This is a genomic window from Methanooceanicella nereidis, from assembly GCF_021023085.1.
In the GTDB taxonomy this organism is placed as follows: domain Archaea; phylum Halobacteriota; class Methanocellia; order Methanocellales; family Methanocellaceae; genus Methanooceanicella; species Methanooceanicella nereidis.
The window spans coordinates 21,502-44,123 of record NZ_PGCK01000013.1 but is presented as its reverse complement, the minus strand read 5'-3'; the positions used below and the strand labels follow the sequence as shown (position 1 = coordinate 44,123).

At 45.2% G+C, this 22,622-nt stretch carries 21 protein-coding genes; 8 read left to right on the top strand and 13 right to left on the bottom strand.

Annotation, left to right across the window (positions count from 1 at the left end; translation table 11 throughout):
* Window positions 1-367: 367 nt before the first annotated feature.
* Window positions 368-1,531, top strand: a complete 1,164-nt coding sequence (locus CUJ83_RS13820) for a glycosyltransferase (protein ID WP_230742918.1) — start codon at window positions 368-370, stop codon at window positions 1,529-1,531.
* Window positions 1,532-1,778: 247 nt separating this feature from the next.
* Here CUJ83_RS13820 and CUJ83_RS13815 read toward each other — a convergent pair whose 3' ends face one another.
* Window positions 1,779-2,264, bottom strand: coding sequence for an Lrp/AsnC family transcriptional regulator (locus CUJ83_RS13815; protein ID WP_230742917.1), 486 nt, complete (start codon window positions 2,262-2,264; stop codon window positions 1,779-1,781).
* Between the two features lie 583 nt (window positions 2,265-2,847).
* Between CUJ83_RS13815 and CUJ83_RS13810 the strand changes: the two genes are divergently transcribed.
* Window positions 2,848-4,167: a carboxypeptidase-like regulatory domain-containing protein gene (locus CUJ83_RS13810; protein ID WP_230742916.1), complete on the top strand. Its 1,320-nt coding sequence runs from the start codon at window positions 2,848-2,850 to the stop codon at window positions 4,165-4,167.
* A gap of 105 nt (window positions 4,168-4,272) precedes the next feature.
* Here CUJ83_RS13810 and CUJ83_RS13805 read toward each other — a convergent pair whose 3' ends face one another.
* A complete protein-coding gene (locus tag CUJ83_RS13805; protein ID WP_230742915.1) occupies window positions 4,273-4,896 on the bottom strand; it encodes an MBL fold metallo-hydrolase in 624 nt (207 codons plus the stop codon).
* 71 nt (window positions 4,897-4,967) lie between these two features.
* On the opposite strand from CUJ83_RS13805, the gene thiC reads away from it, so the two are divergent.
* Together thiC and CUJ83_RS13795 are read left to right on the top strand one after the other, a co-directional pair.
* Window positions 4,968-6,245 carry a phosphomethylpyrimidine synthase ThiC gene (thiC, locus tag CUJ83_RS13800; RefSeq protein WP_230742914.1) on the top strand — a complete coding sequence of 426 codons (1,278 nt, stop codon included), beginning with the start codon at window positions 4,968-4,970 and terminating at the stop codon, window positions 6,243-6,245.
* Between the two features lie 3 nt (window positions 6,246-6,248).
* Window positions 6,249-6,617 (top strand): CbiX/SirB N-terminal domain-containing protein, encoded by a 369-nt coding sequence (locus CUJ83_RS13795; RefSeq protein WP_230742913.1) that lies wholly within the window; start codon window positions 6,249-6,251, stop codon window positions 6,615-6,617.
* Between the two features lie 171 nt (window positions 6,618-6,788).
* Here the strand turns inward: CUJ83_RS13795 and CUJ83_RS13790 are convergent, their stop codons facing one another.
* The 10 genes from CUJ83_RS13790 to CUJ83_RS13745 form a co-directional block, all read right to left on the bottom strand.
* Window positions 6,789-7,580, bottom strand: a complete 792-nt coding sequence (locus CUJ83_RS13790) for a hypothetical protein (protein WP_230742912.1) — start codon at window positions 7,578-7,580, stop codon at window positions 6,789-6,791.
* A 127-nt stretch (window positions 7,581-7,707) separates the two neighbouring features.
* On the bottom strand, window positions 7,708-7,893 hold the full coding sequence (locus tag CUJ83_RS13785; protein ID WP_230742911.1) for a hypothetical protein: 186 nt from the start codon (window positions 7,891-7,893) through the stop codon (window positions 7,708-7,710).
* Between the two features lie 366 nt (window positions 7,894-8,259).
* Window positions 8,260-8,493, bottom strand: a complete 234-nt coding sequence (locus CUJ83_RS13780) for a hypothetical protein (protein WP_230742910.1) — start codon at window positions 8,491-8,493, stop codon at window positions 8,260-8,262.
* A 519-nt stretch (window positions 8,494-9,012) separates the two neighbouring features.
* Window positions 9,013-10,131, bottom strand: coding sequence for a hypothetical protein (locus tag CUJ83_RS13775; RefSeq protein WP_230742909.1), 1,119 nt, complete (start codon window positions 10,129-10,131; stop codon window positions 9,013-9,015).
* The gene (gene arlJ, locus CUJ83_RS13770) at window positions 10,128-11,738 is read right to left on the bottom strand and encodes an archaellar assembly protein ArlJ/FlaJ (RefSeq protein ID WP_230742908.1); all 1,611 of its coding nucleotides are present in this window, start codon (window positions 11,736-11,738) and stop codon (window positions 10,128-10,130) included. Before arlJ ends, CUJ83_RS13775 begins: the two co-directional genes overlap by 4 nt.
* Window positions 11,739-11,740: 2 nt before the next feature.
* Entirely contained in the window at window positions 11,741-13,516 is a 1,776-nt protein-coding gene (flaI, locus tag CUJ83_RS13765) for an archaellum flagellar ATPase motor FlaI (RefSeq protein ID WP_230742907.1), read from the bottom strand.
* Between the two features lie 28 nt (window positions 13,517-13,544).
* Window positions 13,545-14,282: an archaellum protein ArlH gene (gene arlH / locus CUJ83_RS13760; protein ID WP_230742906.1), complete on the bottom strand. Its 738-nt coding sequence runs from the start codon at window positions 14,280-14,282 to the stop codon at window positions 13,545-13,547.
* A gap of 23 nt (window positions 14,283-14,305) precedes the next feature.
* Window positions 14,306-14,827 (bottom strand): hypothetical protein, encoded by a 522-nt coding sequence (locus CUJ83_RS13755; protein WP_230742905.1) that lies wholly within the window; start codon window positions 14,825-14,827, stop codon window positions 14,306-14,308.
* 9 nt (window positions 14,828-14,836) lie between these two features.
* Window positions 14,837-15,325: an archaellin family protein gene (locus tag CUJ83_RS13750; protein WP_230742904.1), complete on the bottom strand. Its 489-nt coding sequence runs from the start codon at window positions 15,323-15,325 to the stop codon at window positions 14,837-14,839.
* A 32-nt stretch (window positions 15,326-15,357) separates the two neighbouring features.
* Entirely contained in the window at window positions 15,358-16,077 is a 720-nt protein-coding gene (locus CUJ83_RS13745; protein ID WP_230742903.1) for a FlaD/FlaE family flagellar protein, read from the bottom strand.
* Window positions 16,078-16,727: 650 nt separating this feature from the next.
* Here CUJ83_RS13745 and CUJ83_RS13740 point away from each other — a divergent pair.
* The 4 genes from CUJ83_RS13740 (at window position 16,728) to CUJ83_RS13725 (ending at window position 21,327) form a co-directional block, all read left to right on the top strand.
* A complete protein-coding gene (locus tag CUJ83_RS13740; protein WP_230742902.1) occupies window positions 16,728-17,669 on the top strand; it encodes a glycosyltransferase family 2 protein in 942 nt (313 codons plus the stop codon).
* Window positions 17,670-17,687: 18 nt separating this feature from the next.
* Window positions 17,688-18,923: a glycosyltransferase family 4 protein gene (locus tag CUJ83_RS13735; protein ID WP_230742901.1), complete on the top strand. Its 1,236-nt coding sequence runs from the start codon at window positions 17,688-17,690 to the stop codon at window positions 18,921-18,923.
* A gap of 67 nt (window positions 18,924-18,990) precedes the next feature.
* Entirely contained in the window at window positions 18,991-20,100 is a 1,110-nt protein-coding gene (locus CUJ83_RS13730) for a glycosyltransferase family 4 protein (RefSeq protein ID WP_230743015.1), read from the top strand.
* 15 nt (window positions 20,101-20,115) lie between these two features.
* Window positions 20,116-21,327: a glycosyltransferase family 4 protein gene (locus tag CUJ83_RS13725; protein ID WP_230742900.1), complete on the top strand. Its 1,212-nt coding sequence runs from the start codon at window positions 20,116-20,118 to the stop codon at window positions 21,325-21,327.
* 17 nt (window positions 21,328-21,344) lie between these two features.
* Here the strand turns inward: CUJ83_RS13725 and CUJ83_RS13720 are convergent, their stop codons facing one another.
* Window positions 21,345-22,622 carry a polysaccharide pyruvyl transferase family protein gene (locus CUJ83_RS13720; RefSeq protein ID WP_230742899.1) on the bottom strand — a complete coding sequence of 426 codons (1,278 nt, stop codon included), beginning with the start codon at window positions 22,620-22,622 and terminating at the stop codon, window positions 21,345-21,347.

The window sequence follows — 22,622 nt, the reverse complement described above, 5'->3', positions numbered from 1 at the left end:
ATTTCGTGATATAACAACAAATTTAATTTTTTATGTAGCCGGTATTGTGATAGTCTTATAAAAAAATTTTTTTAAAATATTGTTTTCGGCTCTTCTGTGTCTCTGTGAGATCTGTGCTTACCCGCCCCCCGAAACAACTTAAAATAAGTCCCCTTAAAAACGCAGAAGAGTCATATTTATTTTTTATTGTTATGTGTACGTTTATCTTATCTTTTATCATATCCGGCAATGGTGATTAATACTTTACGTTCTTACCGCTATCTTACTGATAAATCCCTGGTCCATTTGCCAAAAAATAACTATTTCAGCCCCAAACCGCTTATATATCGTTTAAAATATTTAGTTAAGGGCTTGCTTATTTACAATGATGCTGGATAAGGATATAGCCGTTTGCGCAAAAGTCCCGCTTGGAGAGTGGAAAGCAGGCAGCCCTACACATCTTCACGAGTTCATAACGAACCTTTCGAAGCATGCCCGGATAAGGGCTTATGTGCCGTACGTCTCGGGAGAGTATTATAACGAAGATGTGAACATTCATGAGACCGGGAGCACATACGGGAACCCTGCTCTTAACATGTACCATTTTTCAACTTCCGCCCAGCTTAAGCTTTTAGGGGCATCTCAGGATATTATTCACTGGAGGCTCGATCTCGCTCAGGAACTGTTAATGTTCCGGTTCATCAAAGGGAAGAAGGTGTGCGAGATAAACGGCCCGTTGCTTGAGGAGCAGGCACGGATGCGCAGCATGCCGGGCCCGGTATACTGGGCGGCGCAGCAGGAATTAAAAAATAACCTGAGGCGATTTGACCGGATAGTCGTGGTCAGCGATGAGCTAAAGGATCTCGTCTCATCAAAATATGGCGCTCCTGCAGAAAATATAAGCGTGGTCTACAACGGAGTTAACACCTCCCTTTTCTCGCCGGGAAAATTCCGGAGGGAAGCCGATCAGTTACGTGATAGATTCGGCATCCCGGATAAAAAAGTGCTAGGGTTCGTCGGCGGCTTCCGGCCCTGGCATGGAGTTCAATTCGCCATCGAAATGATGGCACGCCTCATAAAAACTAGAGAAGATACTATATTGTTCATAGTCGGGAGCGGCCATGAGTATGAGAACATAAAGTCCGAGGTCCATAATAAGGGGCTGGATCCTTATATTATCATGCCCGGCTCAGTGCCTTACATGGAGGTCCCCAAATACGTTGAGATGTTCGATGTAGCCCTGGCACCATACCCGTCAAACGGGGTGTCAAATTATTTCAATCCTCTTAAACTGTTTGAGTATATGGCGATGAAAAAACCGATCATCTGCGGTAACACCTCCTGGGCAAAGAGATTCCTGGGCAATGGCAGAGGAGTTATCATCAACTGCGAGGATCCGGCAGTATTAGCCAGGTCGGTGGCTTCCCTTCTTGATGATCCGGATACATCGAGACAGTTCGCTGAAAATGCTATGAAGAGTGCTTTAAAGGATTATACGTGGGAGAATAACGTGTCCAGGATGATAAAAGTCTATCAGGATATACTGAATTGAAAATCATCAATGACTTTCAGTTAAAACAGGCTTTCCGTCAATAATCGTTCCATTTTCATTTTCACTACCGGGGACAATAAGGCGAATAATGTACGTTAAGGATATTTTAAATGATCAGATAACTAAAAAATCATTTGTGTTCATTTTTTTGCCTTTGCGCGCTTTGCTGTGAAGAAAATAATGGGTGAAAATTTTAGGGACTATGGCATACTCCCGGCATCAATATCATATGATTGTAATTATTCTGTTATCCCGGCGGTATCTCGATAAAACGCTCCATGATCCTGTTTGTGGTAAGTATGGTGTTAGTGGCCATGATGCCGTCTATCGATGCTATATTAGTGATGACGCTCCGTAACTTTTCGACGTTCTTGGTCCGAAGCTTAAGAATAAGATCGAACGGGGCCAGTGTCTCATGGATCTCGAGCACATAAGGTATCTTTGAGAGTTCGCTAAGGACCTCTTCCTTCTTCTTACCCATCAGCGCGTCTCTTTCCAGCTCTATACCTACAAAGGCCACAGTCCTCAAGTTAAGTATCGCCGGATCGAATAATATCGTAAACCTTTCTATGATATTATTCTCCTTTAACTGGTTTATGCGCTTATGGACGGTTGAGGCAGATACCCCTAACTCCTCAGCGATATCCGATAATGAGGCGCTTGCGTCTTTGCATAATCTCTCGATGATCTTAATATCGACAGCGTCCAGGTCATTAATAGATTTGTATGCCATAGTAATCTACTTTTTTTTATTAAAAATTTTAGTTTGAAGAGCATTAATATTGTTCTTATATTTAGCGAATTATATATGATAAAATAAAAGAAAAATCGGTCTTATATTGAAAATTATATTATTTATAACCCATAAAATTAAAATAATTTTAAAAAGCGCTTATACATTATGCGTTTTATTTTTTACGCTGTCCTATGGCGTTTTGGAGCAATTCAAAGTATATTCAGGTATAATGTCGTTATATATCTCAGTATTTCTTTAACAAAATATTTATATAGGCATATTGACAGGCTTTGTCCGGACTCTTGATAATTTCAGTTGATTTATATTAATAATTTATTTAATATATAAAGTTTTTTATATATTTAATATATTTTTTATTTATTTATTTTTAAAATAAAATAACACCGTCTTAGCAAGAACTTTTTTATTTATATTTTATTTATAAATCGCTTATTATACTGATGTAAGCAAGTAATTTCGTTTTTTTCATTAATAACGCTTGATAACTTGACCAAATATAGACAGTTGCTAGGGATAAAACCCGTTACCTATTAATTAATTGAACAAAAGGAGGAAAAAGATGAAGAGAGCAATAATATCTCTTGCAATGATCGTGATGATGGTGCTCGCAACGGTATTTGTCGCTAATGCGGCATCCATCCCTACAAACACGCTGGCCGGCTGGTCCAGTCAGGGACCTATAATCCTGGACGACGGGATCGCATCAGGCCAGGCAATAAATCCAGTATATGCATGGTATGTAGTTAACCCCGAAGGGGCTTCAAGGTTCAGGACAGTAATAACGTTCAGACTTGACAGTAACCTTTCGGATATATACGTCGGTGTGACATCAAGCAATTCTGCCAATACCAATGATTTCCGTACGTGCGGGTATCTATCATCCTTCGGTGTTACGATAAACGAAGGCCCTGGCTCCGGTATACACGTTCAGGACTCGGATAGAAGCGGAGCGGTAATAGGCACCTATACTGTCACAATCGAGTCGACAGACGGCAATAATATCAACTACAAGATACAGAGAGGATCCACATCATGGAGCCAGACCTATTCCTCAAACGGATTTAAAGCCATAGGTCCAGTGCTTGTCATTAACAACCGCAATCAGGTCACCGGTGCTCACGTATTATCGGTAGATTATAGCTACACGCCGGACCCGACACCGACACCGACACCGACGCCGGACCCGACCGTAACGCCGACGCCGGACCCGACCGTAACGCCGACGCCGGACCCGAGCGCCACCCCGACACCGACCCCGGACCCGACGGCAACACCGACCCCGGACCCAACCGCAACACCTACTCCGGACCCAACGGCAACGCCTGTGCCATCGAACAATGATTACAATACGGGCTCCCTGAGGACCTTCTATACGTTTGATTACACGTACATCTACCCGCCCTCAGATACATCCGTAGTGTACGATGAAAATGGACAGCTTATAGAGACTATCACGGAAGTGGCAGGAGCACCCGCGACATACCGCGTATCTGGTATGGTCAAGGACACTGACGGCTCCCCCATAGCCGGTGCTGCAGTAGTGCTCGACTACCTGACCCAGAAGACGGATGATAAGGGCGCGTATATGTTCGCGGACATGGCATTCGGAAAATATGATATGCTTGTGAGCGCGGACGGATATGCCTCAAAGACGCTGGCCGTAGAGGTCAATGGGGATGTTACCGGCTTCGACGTGACGCTGGACAAACAATCCGCTGCGGGTGACGGAACCGCAAGCGCGGGTAATGAGACGGACCCCGTCGTTAGCCCGACAGATGCACCGTCCACTCCGGCACAGACCCAGTCTCCGGGATTCGTCGCGATAATCGCCGTGATCGCCCTGCTGGGAGCTATATTCTACATCAGCAGAAAGAAGTAAAAACCACCTGAAAAATGAAAAACGCAAAAACAAAAATGCAAAACGAGGGGTAAGCCTTGATAAAAGATCCATGAAAGGCTTATACCCTTCTAAAAACGTCTTTTTTTAAAAGATCATACGTTTAGCATTTACATACGACGCTTTTATCCAGCCGTTCGCATTTTCTGTGACAATGTTACCGTGTCCCGGGTAGAAAGCGGATACATCCAGCTTTGTCAGGTTCTCCAGGGAATTTATCAGATGTTCCGGATTTCCGCCGATATCAGTCCTTCCGAAGCTTCCGCCCTCAAAAACGGTATCCCCTGTGAATAGCTCCTTAGTGCTCTCATCATACAGGCAAATGCTTCCTGGACTGTGTCCGGGCGTATGGATGACCTTTAATGAGCAGTCTCCAAGGTCTATGGTATCATCATTATTAAGGGGGATGTCTATCTTCAGTTCCGGAGATCCAACGCCAAACATCGCGGATGCGCTCAGCTTTTTACTCCTTATTAACGGAATATCGTCCTTATGCATCGCCACCTTAGCCCCGGTAGCCGCCACGATGTCAGGCACCGCGGAAATATGGTCATAGTGGCAATGTGTCAGCACAATAAGCTGGAGGTCTTGCGGAAGGCTTTTCAGCACCCTCTTTCCGTCGATCCCCGCGTCCACAAGGATTTTACGTTTTGCGTCAATTAAATATGCGTTGGAATCATAAAAGACTCCGTTAACGTTTGTGATCCGCATTTTAACAATGCCTCACATGGTGTATAACGTTTTATATTATAAAGTTGTGCTTATTGCGGAGAAAGGCCATCATGTTGATACGGGATGCAAAAAAAGGACTTACAGATGATATTATAAAGGCCGCTAAAAACGAGGGCATTGACCCGGAAAAGCTGAGAAGGCTTATTATTTCCGGTCAGGTCTCCATGCCGAAGAACCTCGGAAGGGATTTCCCTGTAAGGGCTGTGGGAAGCTGCATGTCCACAAAGATAAATGCGAACGTGGGCACATCAAAGGATTACGATAACCCTGAAGGAGAGCTGCATAAAGCCAGGGTAGCAGTCGAGTATGGTGCAGATGCGGTAATGGACCTTTCCACAGGTAAAAATATCGATGCTGTGCGCAGAGGTCTGACAGAGGAAATGAGCGTGCCTGTCGGCACCGTACCTGTGTACCACGCTGCAAGGAAACATAAGAAAGTCGTCGACATGACTTCCGATGACATGTTCAATTCCGTCAGAGAGCATGCCCGTGAGGGAGTTGACTTTGTCACGATACATGCGGGTATCAACAGGAACTCTATATCAAGGCTAAAGAAAGACCAGCGGCTTCTGAATATCGTCAGCAGGGGTGGCTCTTTCACAATGGCATGGATGCTGTATAATGATGCAGAGAACCCGTTCTATGAAGAGTTTGACTACCTGCTTGAGATCGCGCAGGAATACGACCTTACAATAAGCCTTGGAGACGGGATGAGGCCGGGATGCATGGCCGACGCCACGGACCGGGCGGAGTTCATGGAAATAATCACGCTCGGAGAGCTTGTATCACAGTGCAGGGAAAAGGACGTTCAGTCGATAGTGGAAGGACCCGGGCATGTGCCTATCGACGAGATAGGAATGAGCGTAGAAGCCATGAAAAAATTAACAAAGGGCGCCCCGTTGTATCTGCTGGGACCGCTTGTGACCGACATCGCGCCGGGCTACGATCATATAGTGGGTGCTATCGGCGGTTCTATCGCAGGTATGTACGGCGCTGATTTCCTGTGCATGGTGACGCCGTCGGAGCACCTTGCCCTGCCGACTGCCGACGACATACGGGAAGGGACTATAATCACAAAGATAGCAGCCCATGTCGCCGATACTGTCAAGGAGTCACAAAAAGACCGGGCAAGAGCGATGGACCTGGAAATGTCCGTGGCAAGGAGCAAACTCGACTGGGAAAAACAGTACGGGCTCGCCATCGATGGTAAAAAAGCACGCCATATCCGGGAAACGCGTATGACGACGAGCGAAGCCTGCTCAATGTGCGGGGACCTGTGTGCCATAAAGCTTGTAAAGGAAGCCCTGGAGAACGATCGGGATGAATGATGCATGAGGACCGCGCTTTTACTCGTAGGGCATGGAAGCCGAAGCAAGCATTCTGACGATGTCATGCCTTACTACGCGGAAGCGTTCAACGGCTCGGGAGAATTTACGGAAGTAGCCGTTTGCTATCTTGAGCAGGGACCGAAGGTCGAAGGCGCCCTGCAGCGAATAGATGCCGATCGCATCTTCGTCATGCCTGTTTTCATCGCACACGGCCACCATACCCGGGTCACGATCCCGGAGGCATTAGGCATTAACGGCAAAAATTGCCATGTCGACGGAAAAGAAGTGTTCTACCTGGAGCCGTTAGGCCGTTCCGCACACATAGTCGCTCTTATAAATGACCGGATGGAAGAAGCCCTGCGCCACGGTTGATGTGTCTCGAAAAGCACCGTCTGGTTTTTTTATAAAATTTTTTACCGTAAAAAGCGTTGAGTCGTTGAGATGTCCCTGAGCCATTGAGATGAAAATGGACCATGCTCATGTACGGCATCGAAAATACTTCATATCCATATGCTATATCATTTTTTATGATATGATAATATTTCAAAGGCTTCTTCTCAACTTGCTCTCTGCAGGCCTGGAAGTCTCCACTGTGCCGACGGGGGTTTTTTCTTTACGCTTTTCCAGATAAGCTCCCGAGGCATAAATAAGGGCTCCAAGTATTACCATTATAAGGTTATTAAAGAATAGCGTTGCTGTAACCCTGGATTCGACTATCTCAAGGATGTCCCTGGCATTACCTGTGCTCGGTATGTACTGCCATATCATCGTCTTTACTATGCCCGGGGCCAGCACGAACACTATCATGGATACAAGGCACATCACTGCCAGAGTCTTACCTGTGCTTCTCAGCAATTCTGTTGAGTTCTTTTTCCAGCCCGGATGCAGCGTGAATATTGTGCTGGACACGAATGCAATAAATAATATTATTGTGATTACCAGATACAGGCCGTTCGAGCCCGAACCGGCATATTCGCTTATCTTTGCAGTTATGCCGCCATACTTCACATGATACAGCTTTGCTGTGAACGAGTCAAGGACAAGGTCGATGGTCTCTTGCTCGGTAAGGCCTGTGACCTGCGATTTGCTGATGGATACAGGCAGGCTTTCAAAATAATAAGTATAGAACTCCCCCTTATTTTCGGAGAAGAATGTCCTCATATCCTTATACTGGCCGTCCAGGTAGGCTTTCTGGGACGGGATCTCGGCAATATTGCTAGAAATATCCCTTAAGGACTGATATGTTGTAAGCTGGAACGTACTGAACGATAATACCAGTAGTATGGCGAACAAGCCCATGACGAATAACAGGATATATCTATACTTGATGGACATTGTATTCTTCTTTTAAGCACTAATGTATTAATGCTTTGCCCTCCGAAGGAGAAAATAAACACCATGCAGTATCCTGATAAACAATATAGCCCGTTATGTTTCGGAATAAAAATAAAATACAGGATATTCAGTCCTGTCCTACGACAATCATCGATATGACGACTAATATCCCCGTTGCGAAGATCACCGCAATATTCCCGATAGAAATATCATTTCCAAATTTTTGCATGTTCACGACGATACCCGCGATCACCACGAATATCCCTACAAAAATACCGAGTATCTGCTTCGCATTGAAGCTCACGGTATTCATATCTATTCACATCCTTGAAGCTTTAGCCGGTCCAATTCATTTGTTCCGGAACACTTCACTTTTTTAACATATATATTTTTTAATACATACTATAATAGACATTTATACATAAATAACTTTGCATTAGTCGATTTAGTTAAATAACGGCTAGTATTAACGCCATTTTAATTGTTTTAACGCTATTCCCAAAAACATTTTCATTAATTGTAAGATATGCAAAAATAACTAAAATTTTGGGTTAATTTACAAAAAACTGCTTAATTACTAATGATCTTTCAAAGCGATTAATGTATGTGGTCCGGAAAAACGGCCCTTCTGGAAAATTAATAAAATAGATATATAGTCCTGAGCTTATCGTCAGGACGTTTATATGGTCGTTAAGGTCATTTCTGATTTCTGCTTGTTAACGGCTATCTCGCATGATGAGGTGCCTACGACAGCGTGCCAGACCTCTACGCTGCTACCAGACTCGGTCTGCTTGGTCTTCTCCAGAGTGCCTTCTTCAAGCCTTCCCATGTTCGCCGAGTGCACGATGGCCTTAATGGTGTGTTCCGGGTTGTTCTTATAATCTTTCAACTTAAAATGTAACGTCTTTCGCATGAGCATCACCTTTTTTGTGTTTATTCTAATTATTACAGCATGCCTGCTTTGATACAGTGACTATTTGCCCGGCATGTTCTGATGCATTAATGTATGTATGGATACATTAAACTTTGTGTTTGAATATAGCTTATCAATATACTTAGACTATTTCAATCTTTTGTCAGGCTTAGTGATGTGCCCCGTAAATTCGACGGTTTATACGTTTATTGTCCGATAGGGTTTCAATGACATTGTTCCGGCAGTGCATTGATGTGTTGCATTTTCGTCTCAAAGGCTCAAAGGATAACTCAAAGAACTGAACGTTTATTTTTAAAAGAGCTTTGTACGCTTCTAGTAGCACTTTGAGCCTTTGAGATGAGATGTATCATATCCATGTGCATCATTACGGTCACAAGCATTCTTTAACGCTGCGTATAAGTTATTTTTCAGAGATATGAATGGCTTGCGGAGCGATCGGGATCCGTCTCTCAATATCTTCTTTCGCTCCACAATAAAAAAAGAAGTCAATACGATAGATCAGGCTTTCGATTTTTTCGTCGTCCCACTCCTGCTCTTGAAATGTTCCAGAATGTCCGTAAGCTCGCTTTCAAGATCCTCGCACGTTATGGCCTTACCCTTCAGGTCCCTCATGATGTCCAGGGCGACATCTTTTTCGACCTTCGTACTCTCCTCAAGCTCTGAAAGTATGTCGTCTACCTTTTCAAAGCTCATGTCCTGAGTGACCTCCGGGGTCTCCATTTCCGGCATCGGCGAGGCATCCATAGCGTCCAGAAGACCTCCGCCGAGCGGCAGTTCGAATTTACTCTCCTGGGTTTCAATGTTCGGTAACCTTTGCTCCGAAGATCTTATTGCCTTATCAAGATCTGTTATGCTCTCTCCCTTGGTGGCAAGTTCAATCCCCTGTTCAGCGCCTGCGTTATCCTTCAGGATATACTGCGACTCATGAAGCACATTATTAAGCTCATCGTCCACAGACTTCATGTCATTCTTGTTGACTATGTTGAATAAGCCTTCGATCCGGGCCGCCATCCTGTTAAATATGCCCTTGTACAGGACACTGTTTTTCCTTTTCATCTTCTCGATCTCAGAGGGCTCCTCTTTCCTGATGTCGGTTATAAGCGCATCAAGCTCATTGTCGATGTCTTCCATTTTTTGTTTTACCGGGCCACTTTTCGACTTTGGTTTAAATATGCTGCCGGATACGGCCATGATCCCTGCAAACGGCCCCGGGGATCCGGACTTCGACGGCTCCGGTCTTTTTGCCTCCTGTTTTTTTGGTAAGAGTTTTTTAATTCTATTTGATAATGACATCTTATTTGGCGCCGGTCTTACGGTGCCGGTAGTGTCATCCTCGATTATGCCGATCTCCTCGACCTCCAGGTCTAAAGAGACGCCCCCATGGTCAAGGTCATTCCTAAAATCATTGCCCAGGAACTGCGAATCGACTGATGACTCTGCAGTAATATCCTCTTCCTCGCTCTCATCGGCATTCTTTTGCAGAGATTTTAGAAATCCGTCCATCAGGGTCGTATCACTCTTAAAAGACTGCCTGACATATACCACTATGAGGATGATCAATATCGATATGGCCCCGAGGACCCCGAATACGAACATTTCTTCAACCGTCAACATCATACTCCCTCTGTCAATGTCGGGAAGCTAAATATTCCCTGAACTACAAGCGGTACGATTATGAGGCACAGTCCCGACGTCACCAGCATGATCGAACCGTAATAGCAATACTTGTAATTGTTTCCGCCTACGACGGCCTTAGCGGCCATCGTGTTGGCTATCGTTAAGACGATCACCAGCATGATCGAATACTGCTGTAGAAAATCGACGGGGACGTTCTGGAACAGGTTAAATCCTAACGAAGCGGCAGATACGCCACCGCTCGATCCTGCTCCTGAGCCCCAGTCCCCCATGCTGCTATAAAGCTTTTCTATCATCGTCGAGAAGATCACAAGGATCTCGACTATGAAAACGATGAGGGCCGACATACTTATGTGGAGGGGCACGACGAGCGTGGTGAAACTTGACGCGACCATCCCTCTTTTCAATCTTAAAAGAACTATCTCGAGATTCGTGGAGTTCACAAGCTTGCCTATTTTCGTAGCATCTCCGCCAAGGTCAAGAGCGTCCAGGAATATATATGTGAATTTGTTTATCAGGTCGCTCCCGGAACTGCCCACGAACTTCATCCAGCAAAGCCTTGGCTCAAGGCCCATTATAAGCTGGACGTATAATATGTTTACAAGAGGCTCCAGCATACCTATAGACTTTTTGTCGACCTTGGTAATGGCTTCCTTTACCGTTACGCCCATTCCGCCCACTGCGGAGCCGAGCATTTTCGTGAACTGTGAAAAGTCCCTGTCGCGCTTATCGATGTTCTTGTCGTCCATCATCCCTACGAACCCTATTGGCGCGATAAGCAGGCCGATGACTATCATTATGAACCCGACATTGATGCCGATCAATAAGAAAAATATGGTGAACGCTATGGCCGCAGGTATCAGGACTTTACTCATGTCTTTTATCTGTTGCTGTTCAACCGAACAATATGCAAGGGTATGCGTCTTATTCTCTTTAGGCGCCTCAGACCTTAATATGAATACGCCGATGCCTCCTACCATCGCGGTCAGGAAAACCGTCCCGTAAAGCGTCGTTTCAGGATCGCCCAGGTTATACAGGATGACCGAGAGTAAGACGGTCACAGATATGAACGCCATTGACACGAGCAGAGCTGTGTAGGCGTCCGTCCACTTTTTCAGGGACTCCAGGCTTCTCTCGTACTCGTTCTTGTAGACCGTCATCATCGTGACCCATTCGTTTTCCAGGAATCTTTTTTCCGGCTCGCCTGAGGACATCGCGTTCGCCAGCCTTGCAAGCAAGTCCTTTAGCCTTTTATTGGCCATTCTTTTTGACACGATAGCACAGGCGACGCTGTACTCATAGTTCCAGTTCTTCGCCAGCAGATAGACCTGGTGAATGTATTTTGAGCATACGAACTCTTCTCGCTCCGATACTCTCCTGAATATCTCATCCCTGGCGATATCGGCTGTCGCGATAGAGTTCATGTATGTGATCATGTATAGCAGGTCTACGTCGATACGGCTGCTCTCCACGTAGCTCTGTATATATGTGGTGAACGGTAAGGCTAATTGCTTTAAGGAGCCTGTCAGGCTTGAGGATGGTTTACCTGCAATATTATCCTGAGCCGTGCCTGACACCGTTTCTGCCATGATCATATCTCCATCTTTGTAAGTCCTTTCTTCTCGATCTTCGTGATCATCTGGAAGAACTCGTTATAATCCTTCATATTGGAGTCCGAGATCTTTTTGAGTATCTTCGCCCTCTTCTCTATCTCGTCGTACATTATCTTCGTCTTGTTCTGCGGCACTCCCAGTTTTCTTGCGATCTTCTGCTCAAGAAGATAGCTCGATCCATATCCCCTGAACACAAAAGTGTCTGTCACAGGGTCCCAGGAGAACGCCTCGATAAAGTTAAAGCCTTTTGTCTGCGGGTTATATCCGACGATCTCGTTAATGGACAGCACCCTCCTGACTATCCTGCCGTCAGGCCTTCTTACCGCGCTCTGGATAACGACCAGGTTAAGGTTATCCACATAAGTCTTAGGGACATTGATCGGGTCTCCGGTCAAACGCTGTATAAGCTTTTCTACTGAGGCGGCGTGGAATGTGGACATGACCGGGTGGCCTGTCTGGATCGCCTGGAAAGCGATAGCTCCTTCCACACCTCTGATCTCACCCACGATAATGTAGTTTGGCCTTTGTCTTAACGCGGCTTTCAGGAGATCGAACATACCTACCTCAGACGCGTTCTCTCCTTTGGCCGCTCCTCTGGTTATCTCCCTGGTCCAGTTTTTGTGCGGCACCTGTACCTCAGCGGTATCCTCGATAGAGACGATCTTCGAGTTAGGCGATATGAATGCCATTATCCCGTTTAGCGTCGTGGTCTTACCGCTGGCCGTCTCACCGCTGACGAACAGGCTCATGCCTTCCTGTATCATCACCCACAGGTAAGCTGCCATTGTAAAGTCCATGGTGTTTGACGATATGATATCAAGTATGCTGAGGGGCTTGGCGGCGAATTTACGGATGGTGAAGTTACTGCCCCTTTTAGACACATCCTCGCCGAATACTATGTTGATACGGCTCCCGTCCGGGAGGGTCGCGTCTATGATAGGATTTGCATAAGTGATCGGCTTGCCTATCTTTTCCGAAAGCTGAAGCACGAACTTGTTCAGGTCGTCCTTTGAGAACTCTATGGTGGTCTTTAAGCCTTTGAAGACCTTGTGCTCAAGGAAAATCGGCCCATACCCGTCACAGGTTATATCTTCGATGTTCGTATCCTTGATGACCGGCTCCAGCAATCCCATGCCGACCTTATCCCGCAGCACCATATACTCAAGCGCCTGGTATTCCCCCGGCGACAGGAACAGCTTCGACTGGTCGTTACTTTTATTATTTGAAAACAGGTTGAACAGGCTTTTTTTCTCTTTCAGGCTGTTGACAGGGTCCTTGCTCTTATATTTTTTATCTATGATGCATATCTTATGTAAACACTCCTTTAATATCGCCTGCCTTTCCTCCGCTGTCCTCGGATTATACTTTGCCACCATGTCGATCAGTTTTTCTTCTACCATGGGTATTTTGTTTTTAATATCGTTGATGAAATGGGGCTCCACCGGTATGTAGAAATTTCTGACATCGTTAACGTCCGGATAAATGTGTATGTAGATATCATCGCTTACCGGGTAGATGATGTTAGGCGATTTCATATCTCCGAGCTTTCTGTCGAGCTTGTTATATAATTTGGGAATACCCACCGTATCGATGGGTATCATGTGAAAATAATCCAGCAGGAACGGATTTTTCTCGACCTCCGCTTTAGCGTCAGATGGTAATATTCGGTACATGCCGCATTGGTTAAGATCGGAATGGTCGTGGTCTTCCTTTACTGTGTTAACACTGAACGGAAGATTTACCTCTAGCGCCATTTTATTCACACTCCATTTTTTATTACTTCTATACCTGTGCGGACGAATACGGGATGATCTTCAGGCCGTAACCCGGATGCACTTCGAAGCTCACTACGTTGCCTGTCATCTTTTTCGCCCCTCTTATCTTGGCCACTTCCATCATGCTCACGTACCTGTCGCCCACCTGTTCCAGCCTGAGCTTTATATGGCCGTCCGCGATGGACCTGATACGGATAAGGGTATCTTCGTCAAAGGCATACTGGTGAAGGGTTATCAGGATGGTCTTGCCGCTATCGCACTGGCTCTTGCACTCTGCGAAAAAGTTGAAGATGTCATCCTGCGAAGAGCTCATCGTGAACACGGTAAAAGAGTCTATGACGATGACCTCTTCATCTATTGTCTTGATATGATTTATGAGGCGCTGTAAAAAGTTACGTGTCAGGTCGGCGTTCCATTCGACACCGTCGACGTGTATCGGGTATATCTTGAGATATCCCCATCCGAAATGATCGGATATGTCAAGGCTGAGGCTTTCCATCTGGTTCAAAAAGCTCTTGATGGTATTTTCCGTCGTATATATCGCCATGTTAAATCCCTGGTTAAGCCCGCCCCACATGATCTGCTGCGTCATCACGCTTTTGCCCGTATCGTTCGCTCCCTCAATAAGGTTCAGCGAGCTCAGTGGAAGGCCGTCTGCAAGCTTTTTATCGATCTCAGGGTTACCCGTGGACAGTATGTTCTTCTTGTCATCCTCAATGTTGAATTCAAACTCTCCATCTGTCATATTTTAGCCCTCCCTTGCACAATTCACATAGTAACGTTAAAGTAACTCGACCCTGATACGCCGTTTTGGGTCGTTATGCTCATCCAGCCCAGCGATCCGGGCCATAGCTCATCATTGATATATGCTCTGCCGTACAGTGTCTCACCGGGATCCAGCATCCCCGGGTTTATCATGTCCGGGTAAATGCTTGTCTCTGTCCAGGCATTCTCCTCTACTGCCGGTACTGACCTGTATGGCAGCCAGTAAGTTGTTTTCGTATCGTCCTCCAGAGTTCTATTGAACGTAAGGATCATATCCATCATGGTAAAATTTGTGATCCTTATATTGCCGGAATTTTTTAGCTCGAAAGTGATATTGTGCCCGGAGGTCACAATGTTTGTCAGCTCCACTTCTGTCTTTAGCTGATCGTTCTTCATATTCTGGACTTCTTTGATCGAGTATGTCATGGCATCTATGGCGCCTGAAAAACCGACCAGAAGCACATATGCGGTCAACAGGAGCAATATTATGGATATTCCAGTAGCCACTACAGTACCGAAACCCATCTCAATACCTCATAGCGTAAAGGCGTCCTCGACATATATGCCGTTATACAGGACCACCCTGACCCTGTGGTCCCCCGATGTGAAGTAATCATCAGGAGACGATAGCGAGATCTTGATCGTTTCCGAAGGGTCCCATATGCTGTTACCGTTATCGTTTTCTATGACATAGGTCCATTTGGGGGCATCGGCAGCGTCATATCCCGCCCTTGTCATCACATCCCCGATCTTTCCGTAAAACACGTCCGAATGCTCAAGGCTCTCTGCAAAAACCTGCGTCTTGCCCGTATTTTTCATCCAGACCGTCAGTGAATTTTGGGCGCTGCTTGTCTCATATACGAATTTGACGTCGCATTTCATCCTGTCGTTCACAGTGTTAGACATGACCGTTATTGAGCCGGTCATTCCATATATCGAAGGGTAGACTGCGTTGATGAGCGCTACCGTAGCTATTATGGTCGCGATCATTAGTAATGCGCTGCTCATGACTTCCTGTGCCATTCCCCTTCTCCTTGTTTTTTATCACTTTTTTATCACTGCTTATTTTCTGAGTTCAATAATACTGACAGCATCCTTGAATCAAATTCCGTATCCTTCGGGTTGAGGATGACATATAGGGTATAAAGGTCCCTGACATATTCCTTTATGTCAAGTTTCTTCGGTACCTTTTGCGGCTCAGTCTCCATGAGCTTTGATACTTTTTGTATGATGTTTTTCATATCATCGTCAATGTAGCCGGCAAGGACATACATATCTATCATTTCGTTGAACCTTTCCTGGCCGTTCTTGCGCAGCATTGTCCTTGTCCATTCCATGAGCTTTGTCATCGTGAACGGATCGAGCTTTTTGCTGCCCTTGTAAGATATATGGCCTGCGCCCTCTCGAAGTCTAAATCTCATATCTTCGAGCATCTTTCTCTCCTCATCGATCTCCATTCTGTCTTCTTCAAAGCCATATGTCGATGGCTCTTTGTTCATCTCGCCGGATTTTTTTACCGGCTTCTCTTCATCGTCATTAACGGTGTCCTCAAGGAATTTTTCGCCATCGATCCTGGGTGTGGCAGCAGGTGCCTGAAATTGCTGGATGTTCAGGAACGGGTTATCTGCGTTATTCATCTGTTCCCTTATGTCCAGTATAAGTTTCTTGATGGACCCTTTCAGGATTTGCATCTCTTTTTCCAGTTTTTCCAGTTTCTTGGCAGGGTCTTCCGCTTCTGCATCCATTATGATCTTGTTGATAGCGCTCTGGTCCATAGTCCTACCTCTCGATCCTTAAACGCGGGTCCCTGACGATCGATATGCACGTATTCCGCATACGTAAACATCGGTTAGGCTCCGAATAGCTAAAAACAGGGCTGGAAAAGGGTCTACTGTACCCGTGAAAAATATGTGTGTCATTATATTTTTCAAACCACGCTGAAATGTTCCTTTTCCGAAAAAATTATTTTCCGATATTTCTAAGATGACGGGTACTATGATTTTCATGATCGCCTGCTCCAGCTGCAAACTTTAATTATTGTCAATGTTTATTTGGTAACCTTGTCGTCTGTATCGAATGTCCGTACATAAAGGTTGTATTAATACTACAATTAAGAGGACAATAAATATATTTTTTGTAATAAAGTTGAGATTATTCAAACTAATTTACTAATAATTAAATAATTAATTATAATTACATTATTGTAAGCGAATTGAAGCGAAATTACGGGAAACATCAGGATATGGCAAGTAGACTGGTAATATTTAAAAATCCTGTTTTATGTTTAAAATGGATGAATAAGTTTTTTGAATATTAGATATATTACTTGACGAACTATTAAAATTCGAATTCGATTCCTGTAACAAAAAATTCTTTTAGCCGTTAACTAAACCTAATCCATAAAAATGCAATATCAGGTGAATAAATGAAATTAGTCGTCATGATCCCGGCATATAACGAGGAGCAGACTATCGGGGCGGTCATCAGGGAGATACCCAGGGACGCATGTGAGAAGGTCGAGGTCGTCGTTATCGATGACGGCTCCACTGATAATACCTATGGGGAAGCATTGAAAGCCGGGGCAGATAAGATCGTAAAGTTCAAGAGGAACAGGGGACTTGCGCCGGCATTCCGGGCAGGCCTCGAAACAGCGCTGTCAATGGGCGCGGATATCATCGTGAATACTGACGCCGACGGGCAGTACGATGGTATGGAGATCCCGAAACTGATAAAGCCGATCCTGGATCGCAATGCGGACGTAGTGCTCGGGTCGCGTACAAAGGGCACGATAGAGGATATGCCCCTGGATAAAAAGGCGGGCAACTATATAGCTACGCTTATAACACGGGAGCTTTCGGGTTGTTATATATCGGACGCCCAGACCGGTTTCAGGGCATTTACCAGGGATATGGCTTTAAAGCTTAATGTGCTGTCAGAGTATACTTATGTACAGGAAACCCTGATGCAGATAGCCAGCCAGGGTGCCGTCATAGTCGAAGTGCCTATCAACTTCAGGAAGCGGGTCGGAGGAAGATCCCGGCTCATAGGGAATATATACGGGTATGCGAAGCGCGCCGGAGCTACTATCTTACGCACATACAGGGATTATCAGCCTCTTAAGACCTTTTTATTCATAGGAGGATGCTTTCTCCTGGCAGGCTTGATCACAGGTGCCAACGTACTGGTATATTTCTTCAATACGGGTATTATCACTGGAAAATTACCCACCGCTGTACTGACAGTATTATTATTGATAATCGGCTTCCAGAGCGTTGTCATGGGCATACTGGCCGATATGCTGAAATCGCATAAGAAGGTGCAGGACGAGATCCTTTACCGGATAAAGAAACTGGAATATGATGAATGAACTATATATTATGAGGGTATGATGCCGAAAAAAGTGCTGGTGCTTACGACAACTTTCCCGCGATGGAATGGCGACGTAAGGCCCGAGTTCGTATATGACCTGTCAAAATGGCTTCAAAAGAACGACATGGAAATCGTTGTTCTGGCCCCGCACCATCCGGGGGCGAAAAAATACGAGGTCATGGAGGGAATTAAAGTTTACCGGTACAGGTATTTTATTCCGGTGAAATACCAGAGGCTCGTATACGGCGGAGGTGTCCTGCCTAATATTAAACAGAGCTGGCTCGCGAAGGTCCAGGTCCCGGTATTGTTTTTATCAGGCCTTTATTGCGCTGGAAGGATAATAAAAAAGGAAAATATTGACATAGTACACTCTCACTGGATAATCCCCGGAGGGCTGACAGGCTCTTTGTGCAGTCATTTTTTTAAGACCCGGCACTTAATGACGCTACACGGGGCCGGACTGTTCGCTCTTGAAAAAATGCCGTTCAAGAAGGCGATAGCCGGATATATACTTAAGAACTCCGACGGTGTCACTGTCGTAAGCGAGCATATTAAGAAAAGGCTGCTCGATCTCGCCGGAGATATGCGAAATTATCCTCCTCAGGATGTAAGTGTGCTTCCAATGGGAATATATCCCGGCGAATTCTTGGCCGTGGATAACAAGGAGGAGTTGAAAATCAGGCACGGGATATCGTATAAAAACGTCATACTCTTTATAGGGCGGCTGGTCGATAAAAAAGGCCTGCCCTATCTTATCGATGCTATGCCCGGTATACTATCCCGATGTCCGGATACTGCGCTTATCGTTTGCGGTGACGGGCCTATGAGGGAAGATCTCGAAAAGGCCGCTAAAAAAATGGGCATACAGGATAAGACATTCTTTAAAGGCTATATAAGCAAGAAGGATAAATCCGACTACTTACAAATGGCCGATATCCTCGTGATACCTTCGATCGTTACGGGCTCGGGTGATGTGGAAGGCCTGCCGGTGACATTACTTGAAGGCATGGCTTCCGGCCTGCCGGTCATAGCCACGGACGTGGGGGGCATGAAAGATGCGGTCACCGACGGGTGGAACGGGTTCATGGTGCCTGAAAAGGACCCGGCCTCCATATCGGATAAAGCTGTGGCAATATTGAAAGATAACGGGCTCGCATCCCTGCTTTCAAAGAACGCGCTGGAAACCGCCCGCAAATATGACTGGGAACGAATAGGCGGAGAATATAAAAGGATCATGGAGAGCTTTAATTGAAAAAGCCCGGTATTTCCGGTCCATAGATCATAGTTATGTGAAAAATGGGGTGATATCATTGAAAATAATGCTGATATCGTTCGTAGGGCGGGGAGGGATGCTACATTACATGTCTCATTACGCTTCCAGCATATCATTAACAGGAGAGGTCTTCGCGGTCATCCCTGACGATGCCGATGCGGGTAATTTCAGGGGGCCTGTCAATATATTAAGAATACCTGTAGCATCAGGGATCTTCCGGACGTTCTTATCATCGTTTGATCTCCCGGCCATATACCGGCTAATAAAAACGATCAATGCTATCAAGCCTGATGTCATCCACATGATCTCGCCCCATCCCATGAATTTATATATTTGCGCATTCTGTGACCGTGGCATAAAACAGGTATACACTCTGCACGATCCGGAGCTTCATGAGGAACGTCTGATAAAAAGGATCTTAAAGCCTTTGCTATCCCTTGCCGACGACATCACCGCTTCCAGGGCGGATAAGGTCATCGTGCATGGTAACTCTCTAAAGGATATTTGTGTCCGTAAAGGGATGCCGGAAAACAAGATCGAGGTCATACCCATGGGAAGCTTTTCTTTCTTCACGGAACATGGTCAGGGCTCCGGCTCTATCCCGGGCGACCGGTTCGCATCGAAAAAGATAGCTTTGTTCTTCGGCAGGATAGAGCCTTACAAAGGGCTGGACCATTTTATAAATGCCGCAAAACAGGCGGCCCAAGCTGTTCCTGACGCTCTCTTCGTTATCGCCGGGAGAGGTAATATGAAGCCTTACGAGAGGCTGATCAGGGATGACGGCCGGTTTTTTATCATTAATAAATATATTCCGGATGACGAAGTCAATCAGCTATTTTCCGCATCCGATATCGTCGTTCTGCCGTACATCAGCGCGACGCAGAGCGGAGTAGTGCCTGTTGCCTATGCGTTTAAAAAACCGGTAATTGTGACCGGAGTGGGCTCGCTGCCGGAGATAGTCGACGATGGCATTACCGGGCTCATCGTGCCTCCAAAGGACATAAAATGCCTGTCCGGTGCAATGATACGATTATTAACTGACGATGGTCTCAGAAAGGAGATGGGTGAGAACGCTTATGAAAAAATGAAAAATGAGCTGTCATGGGAAAAGATTTCCGGAATGTCCCTGGATATTTATAAAAAGATAATATCTTAAGATGATGAAAAGGTGATGTCCATCAAGATCCTCCATGTAGTGCCATATGGCGTATATCCGCCCAAGAGCGGCGGAGCTCTCAGGGTTTTTAGCTTAGGCACAGAGATGTCAAAATATAATGAAGTCTATCTTTTCGCCCAGGGAATACGCAAATTTGAACTCAGGTCCGGATTAAGGTCACGAAATATCCCTATAAATAAAAATTACATGGAATATCGATATGTAAATATTCTATCTGTCATTATTTCTTATATCTCAGGAAAAATATCGGCACCGCCGGTATTTGCCGGAGATATATTGAATCTTTTTGGCGACGGATGCCTGGATAAGTGGATAAAAGAATGTGACCTGATCCAGGTCGAGCATCCATGGCAATTTGATCATATCTATTCAAGATGTCCTGAAAACGTGCCTCTTGTCCTGGTCGAACAGAACGTGGAGTATAACCTTTTTTCGGATATTTTAAATGACGGCTCGTTTATTTCCAAAAAGATCTTAAAGAACATTTACCGGAAAGAAAAATTCGCGGTAGAGAATGCCGATGCGATATTTGTCGTATCACGGGATGATAAGGATTCGATCATGAGCGCGTATGGCATCGATGGAAATAAAATACATGTGATCCCGAACGGTGTCGATACGATCAAATTCTATCCGGCAACATCTTCGGAAAAGGCAGATGCGAAAGAAAGGCTTGGCCTGACGGATAAAAAGGTAATATTATTCACGGGCTCGGCATACGGCCCCAACTATGATGCCATAGGGGAAATTTTAAAGATATCCGGAAAAATAAAAAGGGACGATATCGCCTTTTTAGTTGTCGGCAGGGCCGGCGAGCGGTTTAACGACACGGATAATGTGACTTTCACAGGTTTAGTGGATGATATATCTGTCTACTTTAAGGCTGCTGATATGGCGATAAACCCTATGGTCACAGGAGGCGGGACAAACCTGAAAGTGCTGGAGTATCTTTCGGCCGGGCTACCGACAATATCTACCGGGACCGGCGCACGCGGACTGGAAATAGAAAACGGGAAGGACATTTTGATAGCAGGACTGGAACTATTCCCCGACATGATAATACAGTTGCTGGACGATGAGCGCTCTAATATAAAATTAAAGGAAAGCGGCAGGGAATCTGTCGTAAAAAATTATGACTGGAAAGTTATCGCAAAAAAGCAAAACGACATATTTGAATCACTGATCGGTCAATGCCGGATGCGATGAATACCCGGATCACATGGTCATATTCCTTTTTTAAGCCTCGCCATAACGCCGTAAACAAGCTCCGCATTTTGTTTTGACAGGTTTTTGACATCTTCCATTCTGGCCGACAGGTCCTTTTTGATGCTCTCCCTATCGCTCCATGCCTCATCTATCTTCGATATCAGCTTATCTTTGTCTAATTCTTTTATATCTATGACATATTTTTTTTGGCCAAGCATTTTTCCGATAATGCCATGCATCTTTTGTGAATATGCCAGTGCTATCGTCGGGACTCCCATAGATGTAGAGGCGATCGTCGAGTGCATCCGCGAGCCGATAAAAAGATCGCATTTCCCGATGATCCCCTTCAACTCCTCCGCCTTATAGTCGCCTTCGATCAGCACACATCCGGAAATGTCCTTTATATGTTTTTTAATATCGTTAGCGACTTTTCTGTCATCATGCCTTGGATGTATTACATGGGGAACGAAGATGACCGTGGCATCATATTTCCCTGTGATATGATCTACGGCCTCAGAGATCGTTCTCACGTACATTTCATATTTTTCGCTCTTATTTTCTATACCCTCAAATCCATAATCCGATATGATACTGCTGACCGAAAATCCTATCATCGGTCCGGGATGTATGCCGGGCCCTTCAATATTCAGTATCTCTTTTATCCTATTCTCGTCCGCCGGTTCCAGTAAAAACGCGGAATCTGCCGTGACCTTTATTATCGGGTCATTGACACCGATCTCCTTCAGGTTTTTTTCCGAAAGCTCTTCCCTGAGCGTGATCAGGTCTGCCTTATTCAAAACTATCTTTGACATCCGTCTATTGATAGCATTATGGAACGGCCCTATCGATTCTGCATATAAGACCACGGGCTTTTTTAATAATTTTCCATAAAGTATGTTTAGATAACAGCTATAGAGCGACCGCGGCCCATAATCCTCTGTCAGGACATCTCCCCCGGTGCTGATCACGAGGTCGGAATCCGCGAATTCCTTGATACCGTTTCCGTTAAAGATCTTTATATTTCCCGGGAATCTATATAATAAGAGGGACACGGTGATGAGAAATGTCCTGATAAGTTTTTTATTAATACCTATTTTACCCAGTTCTCTATGGAAATTTACTTTTATCCCTCTGATATAGTCTTTTTTAATAGAATAATTCAACTCGAGATCATATGTATACACGTTGAACTCTGCGTCGGGGAATTTATCATTCAAGGATGTGAGGATAGAGTTTAACAGAGCCTCATTACCTTTATTGAACCCGGGATAATTATTTATGATACTTATCTTCAT